Below are 17,689 nucleotides of genomic sequence, written 5' to 3'. Positions count from 1 at the left end.
CATTGTACTCCCAATCCCTTATCAGGTGCAGGGGTTAAGATGCGTGTCTGTCTTTATCAAAGAAGCGGCGGCCAGAAACGCCAGCGAGGTGAATGTGTTGGTGCTGAACAATGGCTAATGGGAATGTGTTAGTGGCGTGGTGAGGGCTGTGACGGTGTTTGTTTCTAAAAGAAGCACAAAAAGAAAAGGCTGCAATGCTGCAGCCTTTCGAGACATGAGGAATCTAAGTAATACGTGATTACTTATGAATACCCAATTTCTTTTCCAAGTAGTGGATGTTTGCGCCACCGTGTTGGAAGTTCTCGTCTTTCATGATTTCCAGCTGAAGTGGAATGTTGGTTTTGATGCCATCGATGATGGTTTCTTGCAACGCGTTACGCATGCGCGCAATAGCAACATCACGGTTTTCACCAAAACAAATCAGCTTACCGATCATTGAATCGTAGTGCGGTGGTACGGTGTAGCCAGAGTAAATGTGCGATTCCCAACGCACACCCATGCCACCTGGCGCATGGAAACGCTCAATCTTGCCAGGGCAAGGAAGGAAACGCTCTGGATCTTCCGCATTAATACGACACTCGATAGCATGGCCACGAATAACGATGTCGTCTTGCATGAATGACAAAGGCTGGCCTGCAGCAATGCGCAGTTGCTCTTTGATCAGGTCAACGCCGGTCACCATTTCAGTGACTGGGTGTTCAACCTGAATACGGGTGTTCATTTCAATGAAGTAGAACTCACCGTTTTCATACAAGAATTCAAACGTACCCGCACCGCGGTAACCGATTTCGACACATGCACGGCAGCAACGCTCACCAATGTACTTACGCATTTCTGCCGTAATGCCTGGTGCTGGTGCTTCCTCAACCACTTTTTGGTGACGACGCTGCATTGAACAGTCACGTTCACCTAGGTGGATTGCTCCGCCTTGGCCATCAGCCAAAATTTGCACTTCAACGTGACGTGGGTTTTCAAGGAATTTCTCCATGTAAACAACGTCATTATTAAAGGCTGCTTTCGCTTCTGCACGGGTCATCGCGATAGAATTTGTGAGCTCTTCTTCTGAGCGAACCACGCGCATACCACGACCACCACCGCCACCAGACGCTTTGATGATGACTGGGTAACCGATGCGTTTTGCGAAGGTTTTGTTCTTGGCTTCATCGTCGTCCAAAGGACCATCAGAACCAGGAACACAAGGTACGCCTGCTTTTTTCATTGCATTGATGGCTGACACTTTGTCGCCCATCAAACGAATGGTTTCAGCGCGCGGGCCTACAAAAATAAAGCCAGATTGCTCAACTTGCTCAGCAAAGTCTGCGTTTTCCGAAAGGAAACCGTAGCCAGGGTGAATCGCAATAGCACCAGTGACTTCCGCTGCACTAATAATGCGCGGGATGTTTAGGTAACTCTCAACACTGGATGCTGGACCAATACAAACTGACTCATCGGCCAACAATACGTGTTTCAGATCGCGGTCCGCTGTTGAGTGGATCGCGACGGTTTTGATACCTAGCTCTTTACACGCACGCAGAATGCGAAGTGCAATTTCACCGCGGTTAGCGATGACAATTTTATCTAACATAGCAGTCCTCGATTACTCGATGATGATCAGTGCTTCGTCGAATTCAACGGTTTGGCCGTCTTCAAACAAAATCGCTTTAACCACACCCGCTTTATCAGACTGGATTTGGTTCATCATTTTCATCGCTTCGATGATGCAAAGGGTATCGCCAACATTCACTTGCTGACCCACTTCAACGAATGAGCTTGCTTCTGGACTTGGTGAACGATAGAACGTACCTACCATTGGAGATAGAACTTTGTGACCAGATACTTCTGCTGGTGCAGCTTCAACAGGGGCTGCAGGTGCCGCCGCCGCTGGTGCAGGTGCTACAGGTGCAGGAACCGGCGCTGCTGCATATTGTACAGGTGCTGCAATGGGTGCCACTGCACGGCTGATGCGCACTGATTCTTCACCTTCTGAGATTTCCAGTTCAGCAATACCAGACTCTTCTACCAGCTCAATCAGTTTTTTGATTTTACGAATATCCATGGTGTCTTATCTCTTCAAAATTGTTGTTCAGTTGGCTTCTGACTGCAGGCGGCGAGCCGCTGCCTTCAGGGCAAATTCGTATCCGTCTGCGCCCAATCCGCAAATAACGCCCACGGCTTTATCCGATAGGTAGGAATGGTGACGGAAAGGTTCACGTGCATGCACGTTGGACAGGTGTACCTCAATAAAAGGAATGCCTACCGAGAGAATGGCATCTCTCAAGGCTACGCTGGTGTGCGTAAATGCAGCTGGATTGATGATGATGAAATCAGTGTTGCCCATGGCCTGATGAATGGTATCGATCAGGACATGCTCGGCGTTTGACTGCACATGATCAAGCTGGATATTGAGTTGCGTTGCTAGCGATGTCATGTCCTCGACAATGCTTTTCAACGTTTGCTGTCCGTAGTGTCCAGGCTCTCGAACGCCTAACATATTTAAGTTAGGGCCGTTTATGAGTAAAACTTTGCGATTTGTCGTCATGTTGATCGCTTTGTTCCTGTTCTTGTTGCTAAAAGACCGTATCTTTCGTTTTCGTGTGAATCGGGGAGTAAGCCCTGATATTTAGCTCTTCTGCTACACACTAAAACGCAATTATAGAGAAATCACCGCAAATGGCAGCAAAATACTGGTCTAATCAGACATAATTTGACATTCAACGTTATAGATTACGTGATTCTGACAGACGTTTCGGCGCAGTAGTTCACGAATTAATCACGCTTAAGCATCAAACTGCTAGATAGATCCCACATATTAAGGGCTGTTCTGGAGAAGTCATCTATCTGACTCGCAAAGGCGTTACATTTGGTGTCTTTTAATTAAGACACTAATGTGTTTGTTGTTTAAAACGGCAGGTATATCTATTTCGTTGCGCATGGAATGCCTGTACTGCGGGCTTTCTCATTAAATATCTCAACGTTGGCACAACATCACAGGGCTCCCTGTAATCTGTGTTTTTTGTGCTTCAGTTTTGAACCCATCACCCAGAACCGCAAGGTTCGAACAAAGCGCTCATCAAGCTTTTCCTAAATTGCCCGCTAATTCAGACAATGGTGCAGTGATGTCATCTGCACAGGGTTTGAATTTACGACGAGTCATCTTAGGAGGCTTTATGATACAAAAACGCTACGATGCCCTCAGCCGAGTGCTGCACTGGAGCATGGCGCTCATCATCATTTATGCGACCATTGCAGGCTATGTCATGCACTTGGTTATCGACTCACACCCCGCGATTTTTCATGTTCTCTCTGTCATCAATATGTCCTTGTCGACCATTGCTGCTGGATTGTTCGTGGTGCGTTGGGTGTGGCGTTCATTTCGCCCAAAGGTAAAGACAATGGCTTCTGGTACGGAGCTGGATAGAAACATTGCCAAGTTTGTTCACGGTATTCTTTACAGTTTGATGTTCTTTGTCTTTGTGACGGGCTTTTTGATGCTGAAAGAACCGTTCTGGTTTTTTTGGTTGTTTAAAATTCCCAATATCGTCAGTGAGCCCGCGATCAACGCCTACTTCTTTACGTTACACAGAGTGAGTTGTGCATTGTTGGCTTTTACTGTTGTTGTGCACATTGCTGCTGCGCTTTATCACCAGTACTGGATGCGGGATAACATCATAGAAAGGCTGTTGCCGCCTAAAGGCGTGGCGTTGACGTTTAAGCATAAAAAGGGCCGCATTTAGCGACCCATTTTGAGGCATGTCTTGCCGATGTTTGGTTTACACCACGGTAGATTTTTCTGCGATGAGTTTATCTACTACACCAGGGTCGGCAAGCGTTGATGTGTCACCAAGGCTACCGGTATCACCGGTAGCAATCTTACGCAGAATACGGCGCATGATTTTACCAGAACGGGTTTTCGGTAGCGCATCTGTCCAGTGAATGAAATCAGGTGTCGCGATAGGACCAATCTCCTTACGTACCCAATTTTTCACTTCTTTGGTTAGCTCAGCACTTGGGATTTCACCTGAATTTAGCGTGATGTAGGCATAAATAGCCTGACCTTTGATGTCGTGCGGAACGCCAACAATCGCAGCTTCAGCAATCTTATCGAAGGCTACCAGTGCGGATTCGATTTCTGCAGTACCCATGCGGTGACCGGATACGTTCAATACGTCATCAACACGGCCCGTGATCCAGTAGTAACCGTCTTCATCACGACGCGCGCCATCACCCGTAAAGTACATGCCTTTAAAGGTTGAGAAGTAGGTTTGCTCGAAACGCTCGTGGTCACCAAATACAGTTCGCATTTGACCCGGCCATGAATCTAGCATGACCAAGTTACCTTCCGTTGCGCCTTCAACAATGTTACCCATGTTGTCGACCAGCGCGGGTTGTACACCGAAAAATGGACGCGTTGCAGATCCAGGTTTCAACGCAGTTGCACCCGGCAACGGCGAAATCAAGATGCCGCCTGTTTCTGTCTGCCACCAGGTATCCACGATTGGGCACTTGCTGTCGCCAATCGTTTTGTAATACCACTCCCACGCTTCTGGGTTAATTGGCTCACCCACTGAACCCATGATACGCAATGAATCACGCTTGGTGCCTTCAACCGCTTCGTTACCTTTGGCCATCAATGCACGGATAGCAGTTGGTGCGGTGTAGAGGATGTTCACTTGATGCTTATCAACCACTTCGCTCATGCGTGCAGTTGATGGGTAATTAGGTACACCTTCGAACAAGATGGTTTTCGCACCATTTGCCAATGGTCCATAGACTAAGTAGCTGTGGCCAGTGATCCAACCCACATCCGCGGTACACCAGAAAACTTCGCCGTCTTGATAGTCGAACACGTATTTAAAGGTCATGGTGGCATAAACGAGGTAGCCGCCCGTCGTATGAAGAACACCTTTTGGTGTGCCTGTAGACCCTGAGGTGTAAAGAATGAATAGCGGATCTTCCGCGTTCATTTCTTCTGGTTCGCAGTTGTCTGAAACGACAGCCGTTGCTTCATGCCACCACACGTCGCGATCGGATTGCCACTCGACTGTGTTACCAGTGCGTTGGTAAACAACGACTTTCTCAACACCAGTGACGGCTGGGTTTTTCAGTGCAGCATCCACATTTTGTTTCAGTGGAACAGCGCGACCGCCGCGAACGCCTTCATCAGCGGTGATAACCACTTTTGCGTTTGAATCAACAATTCGGCCTGCGAGTGCTTCTGGCGAGAAACCACCAAAAACGATGGTGTGAACGGCGCCAATACGGGTACAAGCCAGCATGGCAACTGCCGCTTCCATGACCATTGGCATGTAAAGACAAACAACGTCGCCTTTACGAACACCTTGGCTTTTTAGGGCGTTGGAGAACTTACACACTTCTTTGTGAAGTTCTTTGTATGTCAGGGTTTTATCATCGGCGGGATCGTCGCCTTCCCAAATCAGCGCGACTTGATCGCCTTTGGTTTCGAGGTGACGGTCAATACAGTTGACAGAAACGTTCAGTGTGCCATCTTCGAACCACTTGATGTTGACATGGCCGGTATCAAAAGAGGTCTGCTTGACCTTGGTGAAAGGCTTGATCCAATCAACAATCTTGCCATGCTCACGCCAGAATCCTTCTGGGTTAACGACAGACTGCTGATACATCTCGCGATATTTGTCATCGTTAACGTGTGCGTTTGCTTCGATTTCCGGCATCACCGGGTGCAGGTGGATCTCACTCATTGTCTTTCTCCTTGTGTTCCTGCGTTATGCCTTTGGCATGTCCATTTATTGACCACGAAAAATAAGAATAGGATGCGATATTGTGGCCTAGTCCCACTAAGGTCGGTTAGTTGAGGTTTCTCGACAATTAGACTTTAGGATGAGGACTGTGTTTTCTATGAAAACTGTGATGTGGCACTTTGGGGTATGAGGCATCGCTCTCATTTCAATGCGGCAGTTTGCGTTCTATTCAAACGGATTTGGGCATTGGTACATCGCCATACTTCAGTCGCACATAGATGAGTGCGGCACTGATGGCATCCTCAAGTGCATCATGTCGACCAGACAGTGGTAGATCGAGATGGTGTCCTATCGCCTCCATACTCAGATCATAGTAGGCATTGGGCAAAATATGTTCGAGTCGTTTTCGATAAAGATGACTAACTTCTATTAATTGATTCGGCAGAGGAAAACCGAATAAACGGTGTGCATAGCGATCTAAAATCGATTTGTCATAACGGATGTGATACCCCACTAGGGGGCGGTTGCCAATAAAATCAATCAGCCGCGTCATGGCTTCTTGGTCGCTCAGTCCATTGTCCAAATCTTGATGGCGAATACGATGAATGGCGATCGATTGTGCCGTAAGGCTTTGCGGCGCGCGCAATGATATGGAAAAAGGTTGGCTGGTAATGATGGTGTTTCCGCGTATCACCGTCGCTGCAATAGTGATGAGTTCGGCTTTATGCGGATCGAGGCTGGTGGTTTCACAATCAAGTGAGACGACTTCGTCATTGGTGGGCTTATCGAATAGGTACGCGTAGGCAGTGTGCTTAAACCGATAGCGATACCAATGACGACGCAGCAGGTTCATGTTAATCCCTCACTTGATAATGCGCCGCTAAGCGTTCTTTGAACGCTTTAACTTCGCTCAAGCTATGACGCAGCAAGTCTCTATCCGTTCTTGGTAAGGCCGAGACGTCGAGCAAATTACGGGCGGCATCGTCATCTAGCTGTTGGCGTAAACGCGTTTTCACAAACAGTTTCAATGCCTCAGTCAGGTTATTCGCTGTGTCTTCATCAATGGCATTGCTTTGTACGAGCGCAGTTAAGCGTTCGAACGTGTTGGTTTGAGGTAAACCGTATTCCAACGCAAGCGTTCGCACACCATGTATCAAGGGGAATATGCCGCCTTTCTTGACGTCGAGCCCTTGTTTGTCTGCTTTTAGACCGCCAAACAACGTAAGTGGAACGCTAAACGCGAGACTGGGACGAATGAAGGTATTGAGCGTCAGCATGTTCCCTTTTAGTGTGTCGACCAAGGTCGAGGTGATGGCTGAAATTAAGGTGGTGTTTCCAGCAACGGCATGGCTATCTGCAAGAATGGCGAGATCCATTAGGCTACTTTCGTCGGATATCTTTGAAAGATAACGAACTCTTTTTTTCCATTCTGACTCTGTGTTTACCCATTTTGGGTTGTTGACCATGACATGGCCTGGGCATGCTGGGTATCCCAACCTTGCTAGCACATTGCTGAATGTTTGCATGTCTTCATGAACACTTGGCCAATCAACACCGTCCTGCACGATAAGCCCATTGTCTTGGTCGGTTTTCAGTATTTGCTCTCCGCGGCCTTCAGATCCCATGACGAAAAGACAACATTGCCCATGGCGATGTGCGGGGATGGTGAGCTGAAAGGCTTTCTCGATAATTTTCTCATTCACCGCAGAGATAAGCTCCATCACAAACTGCGTATGGATGCCGTTGTTGCTGAGGGTTTCGACGAGTTGCTGTTGATTGTTGGCGGCTTGAGCGAGCTCTTCAATGGACGATGCGCGATTGATTTGTAGCGACAGCACATGGGAATGCGTCGAGAACAAGCTCAACACTTGTGTCATGTCGAGCATGCCGACGGTGTGATCGTCATGGGTGACACGGACGCGCTTTACTCTGTCACGCGTCATCAAAATCATGGCATTGAAAAGGTAATCCCCCAACGTCACGCTGATCACGGGGGAGGTGGCAACCTCGCCAATTGGGTGTGCAGTTGGAAGTGCGCGCTCGACGATGGCATGCAAAAGGTTGGTGCGTGTAATGATGCCGATATCGTTAGGTTTACCCTCCAGTGATACCAATGCGCAATCTTGCTGCTGTTTCTTTAGAATCAACGTCGCCTCATGAATAGAGGTTTCGTGTGGCAAGGTGAGTATCGGCTGAATATTGGTTTCATCGATTTGCGTCAGAATGAATTCTGCGAGGTTCTTTTGTTTTTGCGCGTGCTCGAGCAATTTTTTTCTTTGGCTGAAACTCGCCGTAAAATACTCGGCAAACGATCGATTGTTTTTGTATGCCGATAAAAACACAGACTTAGGCAATACATAACAAAGCGTGTCTTCCAGCGCCTTGTATTTGTGCTTTGCGGTGCCATTCAATACGGCGTGTGCATCGAAGATGTCATCTTTGATGTATTGCGCGAACACCTCTTTCGTTTCACTGTTGAGCTCTTCGACGCGTCCTTTCAGCACGATGTAAAGGTGCGTTGTTTCTGCATCTTGTTCGATGACACTGTAGCCGCGACGAAAATAGGAAACGTCGAGAGAAGAAACAAGCCGCTTCACTTCCTTTGGGGTGAGCCGGTTGAACGGGGGCGAGGTGGTGTCGAACGGTTGTGGCATAGAGACTCCCAAGGTGCGAGACGATATTTTTCACGCAAAAACAGAGGTCTTACTTCGTACATTTAGTCTTAGTGTGTCTTAGTGTTGAGAGGCTCACCAGCCGACTTTAGTCTAGATATTAAGCCAGAAAGTCGCTGTTAACTTGGGCGGTTCGCTGTCAAAATAGCCATCACCTCGTTGGCACTAAGGATTTGCCGTCTTGACTCTTCTCCGACCTTCGCCGTATCGCTGGCTCTCTTTTTATTACAGTGCATTCTTCTTCTCTTTTGGCGTGTATTTGCCTTTTTGGTCACTGTGGTTGGCGTGGTTAGGGTTATCGGCGGATGACATTGGTATTGTGATAGGGTCTGGCGTCATGGCGCGTTTCGTGGTGAACCTGACGATCACGCCGCGCTTTCATTTGCCTCGACATTTACTCCCCGCCATTCGTTGGTTGTCGTTTCTTGGGGCGGTTGCTGGGTTTGTTCACCTTGCCGCATCCCCCAATTTGTTCGTGCTTTCGGCACTTTCTGTCTTCATCAATTGCGTCATTGGCCCATCTATCCCTGTTACTGATGCCATTGCAAACCACTACCACCGCCGTAAGTTGTTGGACTATGGGCGTGCTCGCGTGTGGGGCTCTATCGCATTTATTGTGGGCTCGACAGTGACGGGACGTTTAGTGGATGAGTTTGGCGCGGGTGTGATTGTGCCTGTCGCTGCAACGGCGATGCTGGTGGGATGGGGGCTCAGTTTGATGACGCCTCACCCTTCGCCCAAAGGGGAAGAAACAGATGCACCTGATCGCCCGCCCTTATTGAGTGTGCTAAAAGCGCCTCATGTCATCACTTTCATGGTGATAGTCTCCTTACTGCAAAGTAGCCATGCTGCTTACTATGCATTTAGCTCCATTCATTGGACCGAGTCAGGGCTGGCGGATTCAACCGTTGGCTATTTATGGAGCTTAGGGGTTGGCGTTGAAGTGTTGATGTTTGCCGTGTGTTCGCGTTTTTTTGGTGATTGGTCGGTGCAGACATTGTTCCGTGTGGCGGCGCTTTCCGTCATCATTCGTTGGACGCTGACCGCATGGTCGACAGACGTTAACGTGCTTATTTTGGCGCAATCTCTTCACGGATTCACGTTTGGTATTACCCACATCGCTGCCATGCGTTACATCCAGCAGCAGCCCGCAGAACGTATCATGGCATTGCAGGCGTTATACAATGCGCTGGCTCTAGGGGCTGTGATGGCACTGGTCACTATGCTCAGTGGCGAGCTGTATTCTTCCTTCTCGGGAAGCAGCTTTTTCGTGATGGCTGCATTTGGTTTACCTGTTCTGTTTTTATCGCTCCCAGCATCAAAACAAGAAGTGCCGTCTGAGGAGGCAACAGGCTGATCGTTCTTGCCATTCTCGGAGCACGTTTTTGATGATGGAAATGCTCAGGAGAAGAGGACAGGAAATGCACTTTGATGAATAGAGTTGGCTTGTCGCATTACTTAGGAGAGCTAGCTCACGGGGATAAAGCAGCGCGTTGTTGTCGCGATGTCGGCGTGGTAAACAACACCTTGAAATAACGACATCTCATGGAAGGGATTATGTCAGCTGGATGGATCGTGGTGCCCGTGGCGCTGGCTTACCTCGGGGTTTTGTTTTTAATCGCATGGTATGGCGACAATCGCCCGCGCTGGCTTCGAGGCTGGCGACCGTGGATTTATAGCCTTTCTATCGCGGTATACTGTACCTCTTGGACCTTTTTTGGCACGGTGGGGCAGGCATCCAGTCAGCCTTGGTCATTCCTTCCTATTTATCTCGCCCCCATACTGGTGTTCACCATAGGTTGGCGCTTTCTTGCGCGGATCATTTTGATTGCCAAGCGCGAGCACATCACCTCGATTGCTGACTTTATCGCGGCACGATACGGAAAATCACAAGGCTTAGCGGTGCTGGTCACCGTGATCGCCGTTGTCGGTATTTTGCCGTACATCGCCCTTCAGCTTCGTGGGATCACCATGGGGCTAGATGTTATCGCCCCCAATATTGGCAAAGATGCAGGCTTAGACCAAGGGCAGATCACGTGGCTAGTGTGTGTATCACTGGCCATGTTTACGGTACTTTTTGGTACAAGACACATTGATTCTACCGAGCACCACCGTGGCATGATGATGGCGGTGGCGTTTGAATCTATCGTCAAGCTGGTGGCGTTTTTGGTGGTGGGTTTGTTTGCCGTCAGCATGTTGCTTGAAACGGATATAGACTTACCTTCGTTGGCAGAAACCGGTGTTGTAGGTCCACCCAATTGGGGGGCATTGTTGGTTCATACGCTGCTCACCATGGCGGCCATTATCTGTTTGCCAAGGCAGTTTCACACCATGGTGGTGGAAAACGCACGCGCACAAGATTTACATACGGCGCGCTGGGTATTCCCTTTGTATTTGTTGCTGATGGGTGTGTTTGTCTTGCCGTTAGCCTATGCAGGGCAAGTCTTTTTGCCGCAGTTCTCGGCAGATACTCATGTTATCCAACTCCCCTTATCGACAGGCAATGATGGCATAGCGCTGTTGGCCTTTTTAGGCGGTGCATCCGCTGCGAGTGGCATGGTGATTGTCTCGACCATTGCGCTTGCGATCATGGTGTCTAACGACCTTGTCTTGCCACAATTACTGCGAAGAATGCGTATTTCAAACCGCAATTTCACGCAGTTCTCTGGTCTGTTGTTGAATGTTCGCCGTGCGTTGATTTTCTTCCTGCTGATTGCTGCGTGGGGCTTTTATCAGCTTATTCTTGAAGTGCCTTCACTCTCTGCCATTGGCTTTTTATCTTTTGCTGCTATTGCCCAGTTTGCGCCGCCATTGGTGGCGGGGATCTATTGGCGTCAGGCCAATAAGAAGGGTGTTTATGCTGGTTTAGTGTCGGGTTTCATCGTTTGGTTGATGACGCTCATGACGCAAACCGGCATGCTGGCTGGCACGGCAGAGACCAACCTCGTACTTTGGCTTTTGGAACCGCCAGCACTGCCATTTTTCCGTGATTTAAGCGCGGTTGATTGGGGGATGGTGCTGAGTTTGATGGTCAATACCGCGTGCTTTGTTGGGGTGTCGATGGCAACGCGCCCGTCCCTCAGCGAGCGCTTACAAGCTGCGAGTTTTGTGGGGACACCGCTGCCCGAAGGCGATGACAGCAGCTTGTACCAAAGCCGTGTCACCGTGGCGGAATTGGAAATGCTCGCGGCGCGATTTGTTGGCCGAACACGCATGCGGCAAACCTTCCGCACGTTTGGTGAGCAACGCGGTGAAACTTTGCTGCCACAACAACAAGCCAGTGCAGCATTGATCCGTCACACAGAGCGTGTATTAGCGGGTGTGTTTGGTGCATCGTCAGCGAAATTAGTGCTGACCTCCGCGCTGCAAGGCCGCAACATGCAACTTGAAGAAATCGCGACCATTGTTGATGAAGCGTCGGAGCTCTTCGATTTTAGCCGTGGCCTATTGCAAGGGGCGATCGAACACATCAGCCAAGGTATTTCGGTGGTGGATAAACAACTGCGGCTGGTGGCGTGGAACCAGCGTTATGTTGAACTTTTTAAATTCCCGCCGGATCTGATTCAAGTCGGCAGACCCATTGCTGATGTGGTGCGTTATAACGCGGAGCGAGGGCTTTGTGGCCCTGGTGAGATAGAAGCGCACGTAGCAAAACGTGTTTCGTATTTGCGCCAAGGCTCGCCTCATACTTCGTCCCGTGTTCATCCCGATGGACGGGTTATCGAAGTGCAGGGGAACCCCATGCCGGGCGGCGGATTCGTGATGAGTTTTACTGACATCACGGCGTTCCGAGATGCGGAAGAAGCATTGAAACAGTCCAATGAAACCCTCGAAGCACGCGTTATTGCCCGTACACAGGAATTGGAATCACTAAACCGACGTCTGATCAGTGCGACCAACAAAGCAGAGCATGCCTCGCAATCTAAAAGCCGCTTATTGGCTGCGGTAAGCCACGATTTAATGCAACCACTGAACGCCGCGCGCTTGTTTGCCTCTTCGCTCAATGAAATGGCACAAGATCAAGATGTGCAGAAGATGTCAGGGCACATTGAAAGTGCTCTCGGTGCCGCTGAGGATTTGATCGGCGATTTGCTGGATATCTCCCGTTTAGAGTCCGGGAAAATGAAGGCACAAATCACCGACTTCGATTTGGATGAGGTGTTTTCAACACTGGCGGCAGAGTTTGGCATGATTGCCAACGAGCAAGGGGTGCAATTCAAAGTACTGCCAACAGGGTTACGCATTCGTTCCGATCGCCGTCTTCTTCGTCGTGTGCTGCAAAACTTCCTGACCAATGCGTTTCGATATAACCCTGATGGGCGTGTACTGCTGGGTGTGCGTCGTCGAGGCGATGAGTGCAGCATTGAGGTGTGGGATAACGGGCCGGGGATCCCTGAAGACAGGCAACAAGATATCTTCGATGAATTTACGCGCATTGATCGAAAGGGCGCTGAATTGGGATTGGGGTTAGGTCTTGCGATTGCGCGCGGGATCAGCAGGATCTTAAATCAATCATTGGATCTTCGTTCTTGGCCGGGTAAAGGCACGGTTTTTTCCATTACCGCGCATGTGACAACAGTGATGCCTCAGGTGTGTGACACAGGGGTTGAGGCTGATGCAGCACCAAAAAATAGTATGCAACTGGCTGGGGTTCGTGTGCTGTGTGTGGATAATGAAAGGGACATCTTGGCAGGCATGGAAAGTTTGTTATCTCGCTGGGGTTGCGAAGTGAAAGTCGCAGAGGATCTGGATGAGGTCGTCGCGTGTTTCCAGCATGATTGGTTGCCTGACTTTATATTGAGTGACTACCACCTCGCGCCTTCATTGACTGGGTTAGATGTCCTTCAAGAATGTCGACGTTTGCTGGGGGATGCCTTTTATGGTGCCATCATTACCGCAGACAGAACGCAAGAAACGCAGCAATGCATTCGAGCCAAAGGTTTCGGGTATATTGCTAAACCTGTGAAGCCGCTGAAGTTACGCGCATTACTTCAACAAGGAGTGAGCTAAGATGGAAGTGTTTTCGATCCCTCGATTAGATACCGAAGTCGGCTTGATCCGCGCCGAAGGTCAATGGGATCCCGTTACTGCTGATATTCAACTCACCGAGTTAGCCCTCATGGGCACTGATGGTTGGATGGATGTGACGTTTTGGATGACCGAGCAAGAGCATGAAGCGCGGATTGCCGCAGTGATTGCCGCTGCCAAGTTGTACTTGGTGTGACCGGTGTTACTACTATGTATCTCTGCGCATAGCATGAGGTCGTCACATGCAGAAAAAAATGCGCGCTTAAACGCGCGCTGATAAGGATATGTCTTCTCTAAACACTGTTCATCGTGTCTTGCTTGACGTGAACAGCAGATCCGAGCGAAGAAAGTCAGAGCCAGTATGTTTACTGGCTTTTTTCATCGTCTGAAAAGTACGTTTTGTATTCCACGAACGTTGCTGGCGTTTCGCCGTAATAGAGCGTCCCTTCTGATTTCACGACCAATTGGAGTGCGCTTTCTTCACTGGTAGGCGCAGGTAAATCAACCATCCACTCTGTGCCGTTAGCGCCGTTACTTTCCATGTCGACAGGGGATGAAGGTTGTTCTTTATTTTGCATGATGCTGATCTTGGCACCATCAAGAATAAAATCTGATGTAAGTTTGATCACGACTTCACTGTCGGTGAGGCGTTCTGAACGTAATTGAATTTTAAAATCGCCATTGGCGAGTGTGCAAAGGCCACTGGTATATCGACAATTCGAGCGAGCGGCGAGCTTGTAGGTTTCGCCTTCTTTCGCGACAAGCGCTTTTTCACTGACGGCTAAATCAACCCCAAAATAAGCAATGATGGCTAAGATGGGTGCGACAATCATCGCAAGTACAATGTGTTTGTTTTTAAACATAATAATGAGATTTTTCCACATTCATCCTTGAGTAAGGCTCAACATACCGTACCCGAGTGATAAAAAAAGCCCCAAGGCGGGGCTTTTTCGTCGTTACGTGATGCTTCTATCTCTCTTTTGCCTCTTGCAACGTCATCGCCCTGCTGCAAGAGGGGGTGGAGAGTCTGTTCAGCGGATTCTCTATGGCGCGAACGTCTATAGAGAACCGCGACGAACATTGTCTTAGTGCTTAGTGCTTAGTGCTTAGTGCTTAGTGAGATTGAGCGTCACCTGCACCTGTTGGTACGCGAACACTTTCTACCAATTCTTTCACTTCTTCTGGTGTATCTGCGGTTACGCGAGATACCAAGATAGCGATAGCGAAGTTGAACATTGCGCCGATTGCACCAAACGCGTTTGGTTCGATCCCGAAGAACCAGTTGCTGCCCCAATCTTGTAGGTATTTCCAATCAGCAACAAACAAGATGCCTTTGTGTTGGAATACGTAGAACAGCGTGACACTGATACCTGCAATCATGCCCGCAATCGCGCCTTCTTTGTTGATGGTCTTCGAGAAGATACCCATCATCAAGGCAGGGAAGATTGAGGACCCTGCTAAGCCGAAGGCGAGTGCGACCGTACCGGCGGCAAAGCCAGGCGGATTGAGCCCGAGATACCCGGCCACCAAGATGGCGAATACCATGGCTATTCGACTTGCCCGTAGCTCCGATTTTTCGGTTATTGATGGGTTGATAACCCCTTTTATCAAGTCATGCGAAACCGCCGACGAGATAGCGAGTAGAAGGCCTGCTGCGGTAGACAGTGCTGCTGCCAAACCACCTGCGGCAACCAGTGCAATCACCCAGTTTGGAAGTTTCGAGATTTCAGGGTTCGCAAGAACCATGATGTCACGGTCAACTTTCAGCTCGTTGGTTTCTGCGCTTGAGGTGTACTGGATCTTGCCGTCGTTGTTTTTGTCATCAAAACCAAGAAGGCCCGTTTTCTCCCAGTTTTTAAACCAATCAGGACGCTCGTCATACGCAAGATGCTGACCTGGCGCCGGGTTAACCGTGTCCATCAGGTTGATACGTGCCATTGCTGCCACTGCTGGAGCCGTGGTGTACAAAATCGCGATGAAGAACAGTGCCCAACCTGCAGACGTTCGTGCATCACGCACTTTTGGTACGGTGAAGAAGCGGATGATAACGTGTGGCAGACCCGCCGTACCAATCATCAGAGACAGGGTGTAAACAAACATGTTTAACGTGTCTCCCCGAGAGGTTGTGGTGTACTCCGTAAACCCGAGTTCGGTCACCACCTGATCAAGCCGGTCGAGCAGATACTGATCCGTCCCTACCATTGTGCTGCCTAAACCAATCTGTGGCAGTGGGTTGCCTGTCAGTTGCAGAGAGATAAATACCGCAGGAATGGTGTACGCCAAAATAAGTACACAATACTGTGCAATCTGGGTGTACGTGATCCCTTTCATGCCACCCATAACGGCGTAGATGAATACGATACACATACCAATGCCAAGACCCGTTGCGTAGTCCACTTCAAGGAAGCGACCGAATGCAACACCAACACCTTTCATCTGACCGATAACGTAGGTAATAGAAGCGATGATCAGACAGGCAACAGCAACAATGCGTGCCGTGTTGGAGTAGAAGCGCTCACCGATAAACTCTGGCACGGTAAACTTGCCGAATTTACGAAGGTAAGGTGCGAGAAGAAGTGCAAGAAGTACGTAGCCGCCGGTCCAACCCATCAGGAAGACCGAGCCGCCGTAGCCCATGAAAGCGATCAAACCTGCCATGGAGATAAATGACGCCGCAGACATCCAGTCCGCTGCTGTCGCCATGCCGTTGGCGATAGGATGAACGCCACCGCCCGCAACATAGAATTCTTTTGTCGACCCTGCTCGCGCCCAAATTGCAATCGCGATATACAGGACAAATGTCGCCCCTACTACGAGGTAGGTAATTGTTTTCAAATCCATTTCTAAAACCCCTTACTCGTCGTCTACGCCGAATTCGCGGTCAAGCTTTCGCATTTGACGCGCGTAAACGAAAATAATGCCGAGGAAGACGTAAATTGAGCCTTGCTGAGCAAACCAGAACCCGAGTTTGTAACCACCAATCTGAATCGTATTCAAAGCATCGACGAATAAGATTCCACAACCGAATGAGACCACGAACCAAATGGAAATCAGGATCACCATCAGTCGTAGGTTTTTATTCCAGTAGGCTTGTGACTGTTCCTTGTTTTCGAACGCCATTGCCATCTCCTTAATTGACACGTTAACGGATTGTTACTTCCCGACAATAGCAGCCTAAAGACAAGGGAACACTGCAACTTTAGTCGAGCGAGAAAGCGTGATAACTGGCTGTCAAAACTGGGTTTGTGTGATTCAAGGCATGCATTTGATGGGGTTAACAAGATGTTAACTACGCCAAAGGTCTAATAGGCTTTAGGCTAAGTCGAAAAGGGAGATACCGTATGACTGCAAATTCTATGTTGCAATCAATGTAAGTGGTTTTTACGACGGTGAACTGTGTACGACGTGGACGTGGATGTTGCGTTTTCTACTTAGATTCAACCTATTAAAGTGAGTATGGTTCGGGGCAATAGATGGGCTGATTACGCGCGACACAATCATTAATCAAAAGCAATAAGTAAGCGACACTGACGCTGTTTGTGAATACTCACTCAGGCACGCCGGAGAATAGGTTAAGCGTTAGGGTTAGTTTGTTGAAGCAGAATAACGGCTTGGGTACGGTTTTTAACGCCGAGCTTTCTGAATATTGCCGTCATATGGGCTTTGATGGTGGCTTCTGATACATCAAGCTCATACGCGATTTGCTTGTTGAGCAAACCGTCAGACAACATGCTGAGTACTTTGTATTGCTGAGGAGTGAGTGAGGCGATTTTATCCATCAAGGACTCTTCGTCACCTGCATCGCTAAAGTCGATACCGCTAGGGAAGCAAGGTTCACCGTCCAGTACTTGATTGAGTGAACCGATCAGCTCTCGCATGTCACTGGATTTTGGGATAAACCCAAACGCGCCATGGCTATGTACTTGGCGTATCACACTGGATTCTTCGCTGGCAGAAATGACAACAATGGGGAGCTCTGGGTATTGGACGCGAAGATGAATCAATCCCGACATACCGTTGGCACCGGGCATTTTTAAGTCCAGTAACAGTAAGTCTATGTCTGGCTCTTTCTCGAGTAATGCGGTGAGGCTATCGAGCGAGTCTGCTTCCAACAGGTTCGCGCCGCTAATCGCCATATGAACGGACTGAAATAGCGCATTACGAAACAGCGGATGATCATCTGCGATGACTATTGTGTATTGTGCGTCCATAGGGAATATTTAATACCTCGTTAACAACCACGCTAACACTCGGGATCGGTTAGATCAA

14 protein-coding genes are annotated in these 17,689 nt (G+C 49.0%); 4 read left to right on the top strand and 10 right to left on the bottom strand.

The genetic code is table 11. From position 1 onward, the window contains the following. Positions 1-238 precede the first annotated feature (238 nt). Genes accC through aroQ form a run of 3 tightly spaced genes read right to left on the bottom strand, consistent with a single transcriptional unit; the run spans position 239 to position 2,539 of the window. Positions 239-1,585 carry an acetyl-CoA carboxylase biotin carboxylase subunit gene (gene accC, locus BCT27_RS12510; RefSeq protein ID WP_102395948.1) on the bottom strand — a complete coding sequence of 449 codons (1,347 nt, stop codon included), beginning with the start codon at positions 1,583-1,585 and terminating at the stop codon, positions 239-241. A 12-nt stretch (positions 1,586-1,597) separates the two neighbouring features. Then, the gene (accB, locus tag BCT27_RS12505) at positions 1,598-2,056 is read right to left on the bottom strand and encodes an acetyl-CoA carboxylase biotin carboxyl carrier protein (RefSeq protein WP_102318992.1); all 459 of its coding nucleotides are present in this window, start codon (positions 2,054-2,056) and stop codon (positions 1,598-1,600) included. Positions 2,057-2,083: 27 nt separating this feature from the next. Continuing rightward, on the bottom strand, positions 2,084-2,539 hold the full coding sequence (gene aroQ, locus BCT27_RS12500; protein WP_102395947.1) for a type II 3-dehydroquinate dehydratase: 456 nt from the start codon (positions 2,537-2,539) through the stop codon (positions 2,084-2,086). 628 nt (positions 2,540-3,167) lie between these two features. Between aroQ and BCT27_RS12495 the strand changes: the two genes are divergently transcribed. Beyond that, on the top strand, positions 3,168-3,734 hold the full coding sequence (locus tag BCT27_RS12495; protein WP_017016961.1) for a cytochrome b: 567 nt from the start codon (positions 3,168-3,170) through the stop codon (positions 3,732-3,734). 36 nt (positions 3,735-3,770) lie between these two features. On the opposite strand, the gene acs is transcribed toward BCT27_RS12495, so the two are convergent. The 3 genes from acs to BCT27_RS12480 all read right to left on the bottom strand — a co-directional run bounded on the left by acs (position 3,771) and on the right by BCT27_RS12480 (position 8,374). After that, positions 3,771-5,720: an acetate--CoA ligase gene (gene acs, locus BCT27_RS12490; RefSeq protein ID WP_017007879.1), complete on the bottom strand. Its 1,950-nt coding sequence runs from the start codon at positions 5,718-5,720 to the stop codon at positions 3,771-3,773. 229 nt (positions 5,721-5,949) lie between these two features. Continuing rightward, positions 5,950-6,573 (bottom strand): 3'-5' exonuclease, encoded by a 624-nt coding sequence (locus tag BCT27_RS12485; RefSeq protein WP_017007878.1) that lies wholly within the window; start codon positions 6,571-6,573, stop codon positions 5,950-5,952. A gap of 1 nt (position 6,574) precedes the next feature. Then, entirely contained in the window at positions 6,575-8,374 is a 1,800-nt protein-coding gene (locus BCT27_RS12480; protein WP_102395946.1) for a DUF294 nucleotidyltransferase-like domain-containing protein, read from the bottom strand. A gap of 199 nt (positions 8,375-8,573) precedes the next feature. On the opposite strand from BCT27_RS12480, the gene BCT27_RS12475 reads away from it, so the two are divergent. The 3 genes from BCT27_RS12475 (at position 8,574) to BCT27_RS12465 (ending at position 13,616) form a co-directional block, all read left to right on the top strand. After that, a complete protein-coding gene (locus tag BCT27_RS12475) occupies positions 8,574-9,749 on the top strand; it encodes a 3-phenylpropionate MFS transporter (protein WP_102395945.1) in 1,176 nt (391 codons plus the stop codon). Between the two features lie 200 nt (positions 9,750-9,949). Beyond that, positions 9,950-13,402, top strand: a complete 3,453-nt coding sequence (locus tag BCT27_RS12470) for a hybrid sensor histidine kinase/response regulator (RefSeq protein ID WP_102395944.1) — start codon at positions 9,950-9,952, stop codon at positions 13,400-13,402. Between the two features lies 1 nt (position 13,403). After that, a complete protein-coding gene (locus BCT27_RS12465; protein WP_017007873.1) occupies positions 13,404-13,616 on the top strand; it encodes a hypothetical protein in 213 nt (70 codons plus the stop codon). A 169-nt stretch (positions 13,617-13,785) separates the two neighbouring features. On the opposite strand, the gene BCT27_RS12460 is transcribed toward BCT27_RS12465, so the two are convergent. From BCT27_RS12460 to BCT27_RS12445, 4 genes are all read right to left on the bottom strand, one after another. After that, a complete protein-coding gene (locus BCT27_RS12460; protein WP_026024386.1) occupies positions 13,786-14,283 on the bottom strand; it encodes a hypothetical protein in 498 nt (165 codons plus the stop codon). Between the two features lie 250 nt (positions 14,284-14,533). Beyond that, positions 14,534-16,261 carry a sodium:solute symporter family protein gene (locus BCT27_RS12455; RefSeq protein WP_102395942.1) on the bottom strand — a complete coding sequence of 576 codons (1,728 nt, stop codon included), beginning with the start codon at positions 16,259-16,261 and terminating at the stop codon, positions 14,534-14,536. A 12-nt stretch (positions 16,262-16,273) separates the two neighbouring features. After that, complete coding sequence (locus BCT27_RS12450; RefSeq protein WP_017007870.1) at positions 16,274-16,540, bottom strand: DUF4212 domain-containing protein; 267 nt, start codon at positions 16,538-16,540, stop codon at positions 16,274-16,276. Between the two features lie 452 nt (positions 16,541-16,992). Continuing rightward, positions 16,993-17,631: a LuxR C-terminal-related transcriptional regulator gene (locus BCT27_RS12445; RefSeq protein WP_102395941.1), complete on the bottom strand. Its 639-nt coding sequence runs from the start codon at positions 17,629-17,631 to the stop codon at positions 16,993-16,995. Between the last annotated feature and the right edge of the window lie 58 nt (positions 17,632-17,689).

The organism is Enterovibrio norvegicus, assembly GCF_002876705.1.
Taxonomy (GTDB): Bacteria; Pseudomonadota; Gammaproteobacteria; order Enterobacterales; family Vibrionaceae; genus Enterovibrio; species Enterovibrio norvegicus_B.
This window is presented reverse-complemented; position numbering and strand designations above follow the sequence as displayed.

Excerpts from the sequence above, each read along its gene's own strand:
- BCT27_RS12465 (WP_017007873.1), top strand. The coding sequence starts at position 13,404 with ATGGAAGTGTTTTCGATCCCTCGATTAGATACCGAAGTCGGCTTGATC.
- BCT27_RS12460 (WP_026024386.1), bottom strand. The coding sequence starts at position 14,283 with ATGTTTAAAAACAAACACATTGTACTTGCGATGATTGTCGCACCCATC.
- BCT27_RS12495 (WP_017016961.1), top strand. The coding sequence starts at position 3,168 with ATGATACAAAAACGCTACGATGCCCTCAGCCGAGTGCTGCACTGGAGC.
- BCT27_RS12480 (WP_102395946.1), bottom strand. The coding sequence starts at position 8,374 with ATGCCACAACCGTTCGACACCACCTCGCCCCCGTTCAACCGGCTCACC.
- BCT27_RS12450 (WP_017007870.1), bottom strand. The coding sequence starts at position 16,540 with ATGGCGTTCGAAAACAAGGAACAGTCACAAGCCTACTGGAATAAAAAC.
- accB (WP_102318992.1), bottom strand. The coding sequence starts at position 2,056 with ATGGATATTCGTAAAATCAAAAAACTGATTGAGCTGGTAGAAGAGTCT.
- acs (WP_017007879.1), bottom strand. The coding sequence starts at position 5,720 with ATGAGTGAGATCCACCTGCACCCGGTGATGCCGGAAATCGAAGCAAAC.
- aroQ (WP_102395947.1), bottom strand. The coding sequence starts at position 2,539 with ATGACGACAAATCGCAAAGTTTTACTCATAAACGGCCCTAACTTAAAT.
- BCT27_RS12485 (WP_017007878.1), bottom strand. The coding sequence starts at position 6,573 with ATGAACCTGCTGCGTCGTCATTGGTATCGCTATCGGTTTAAGCACACT.
- BCT27_RS12470 (WP_102395944.1), top strand. The coding sequence starts at position 9,950 with ATGTCAGCTGGATGGATCGTGGTGCCCGTGGCGCTGGCTTACCTCGGG.
- BCT27_RS12445 (WP_102395941.1), bottom strand. The coding sequence starts at position 17,631 with ATGGACGCACAATACACAATAGTCATCGCAGATGATCATCCGCTGTTT.
- accC (WP_102395948.1), bottom strand. The coding sequence starts at position 1,585 with ATGTTAGATAAAATTGTCATCGCTAACCGCGGTGAAATTGCACTTCGC.
- BCT27_RS12455 (WP_102395942.1), bottom strand. The coding sequence starts at position 16,261 with ATGGATTTGAAAACAATTACCTACCTCGTAGTAGGGGCGACATTTGTC.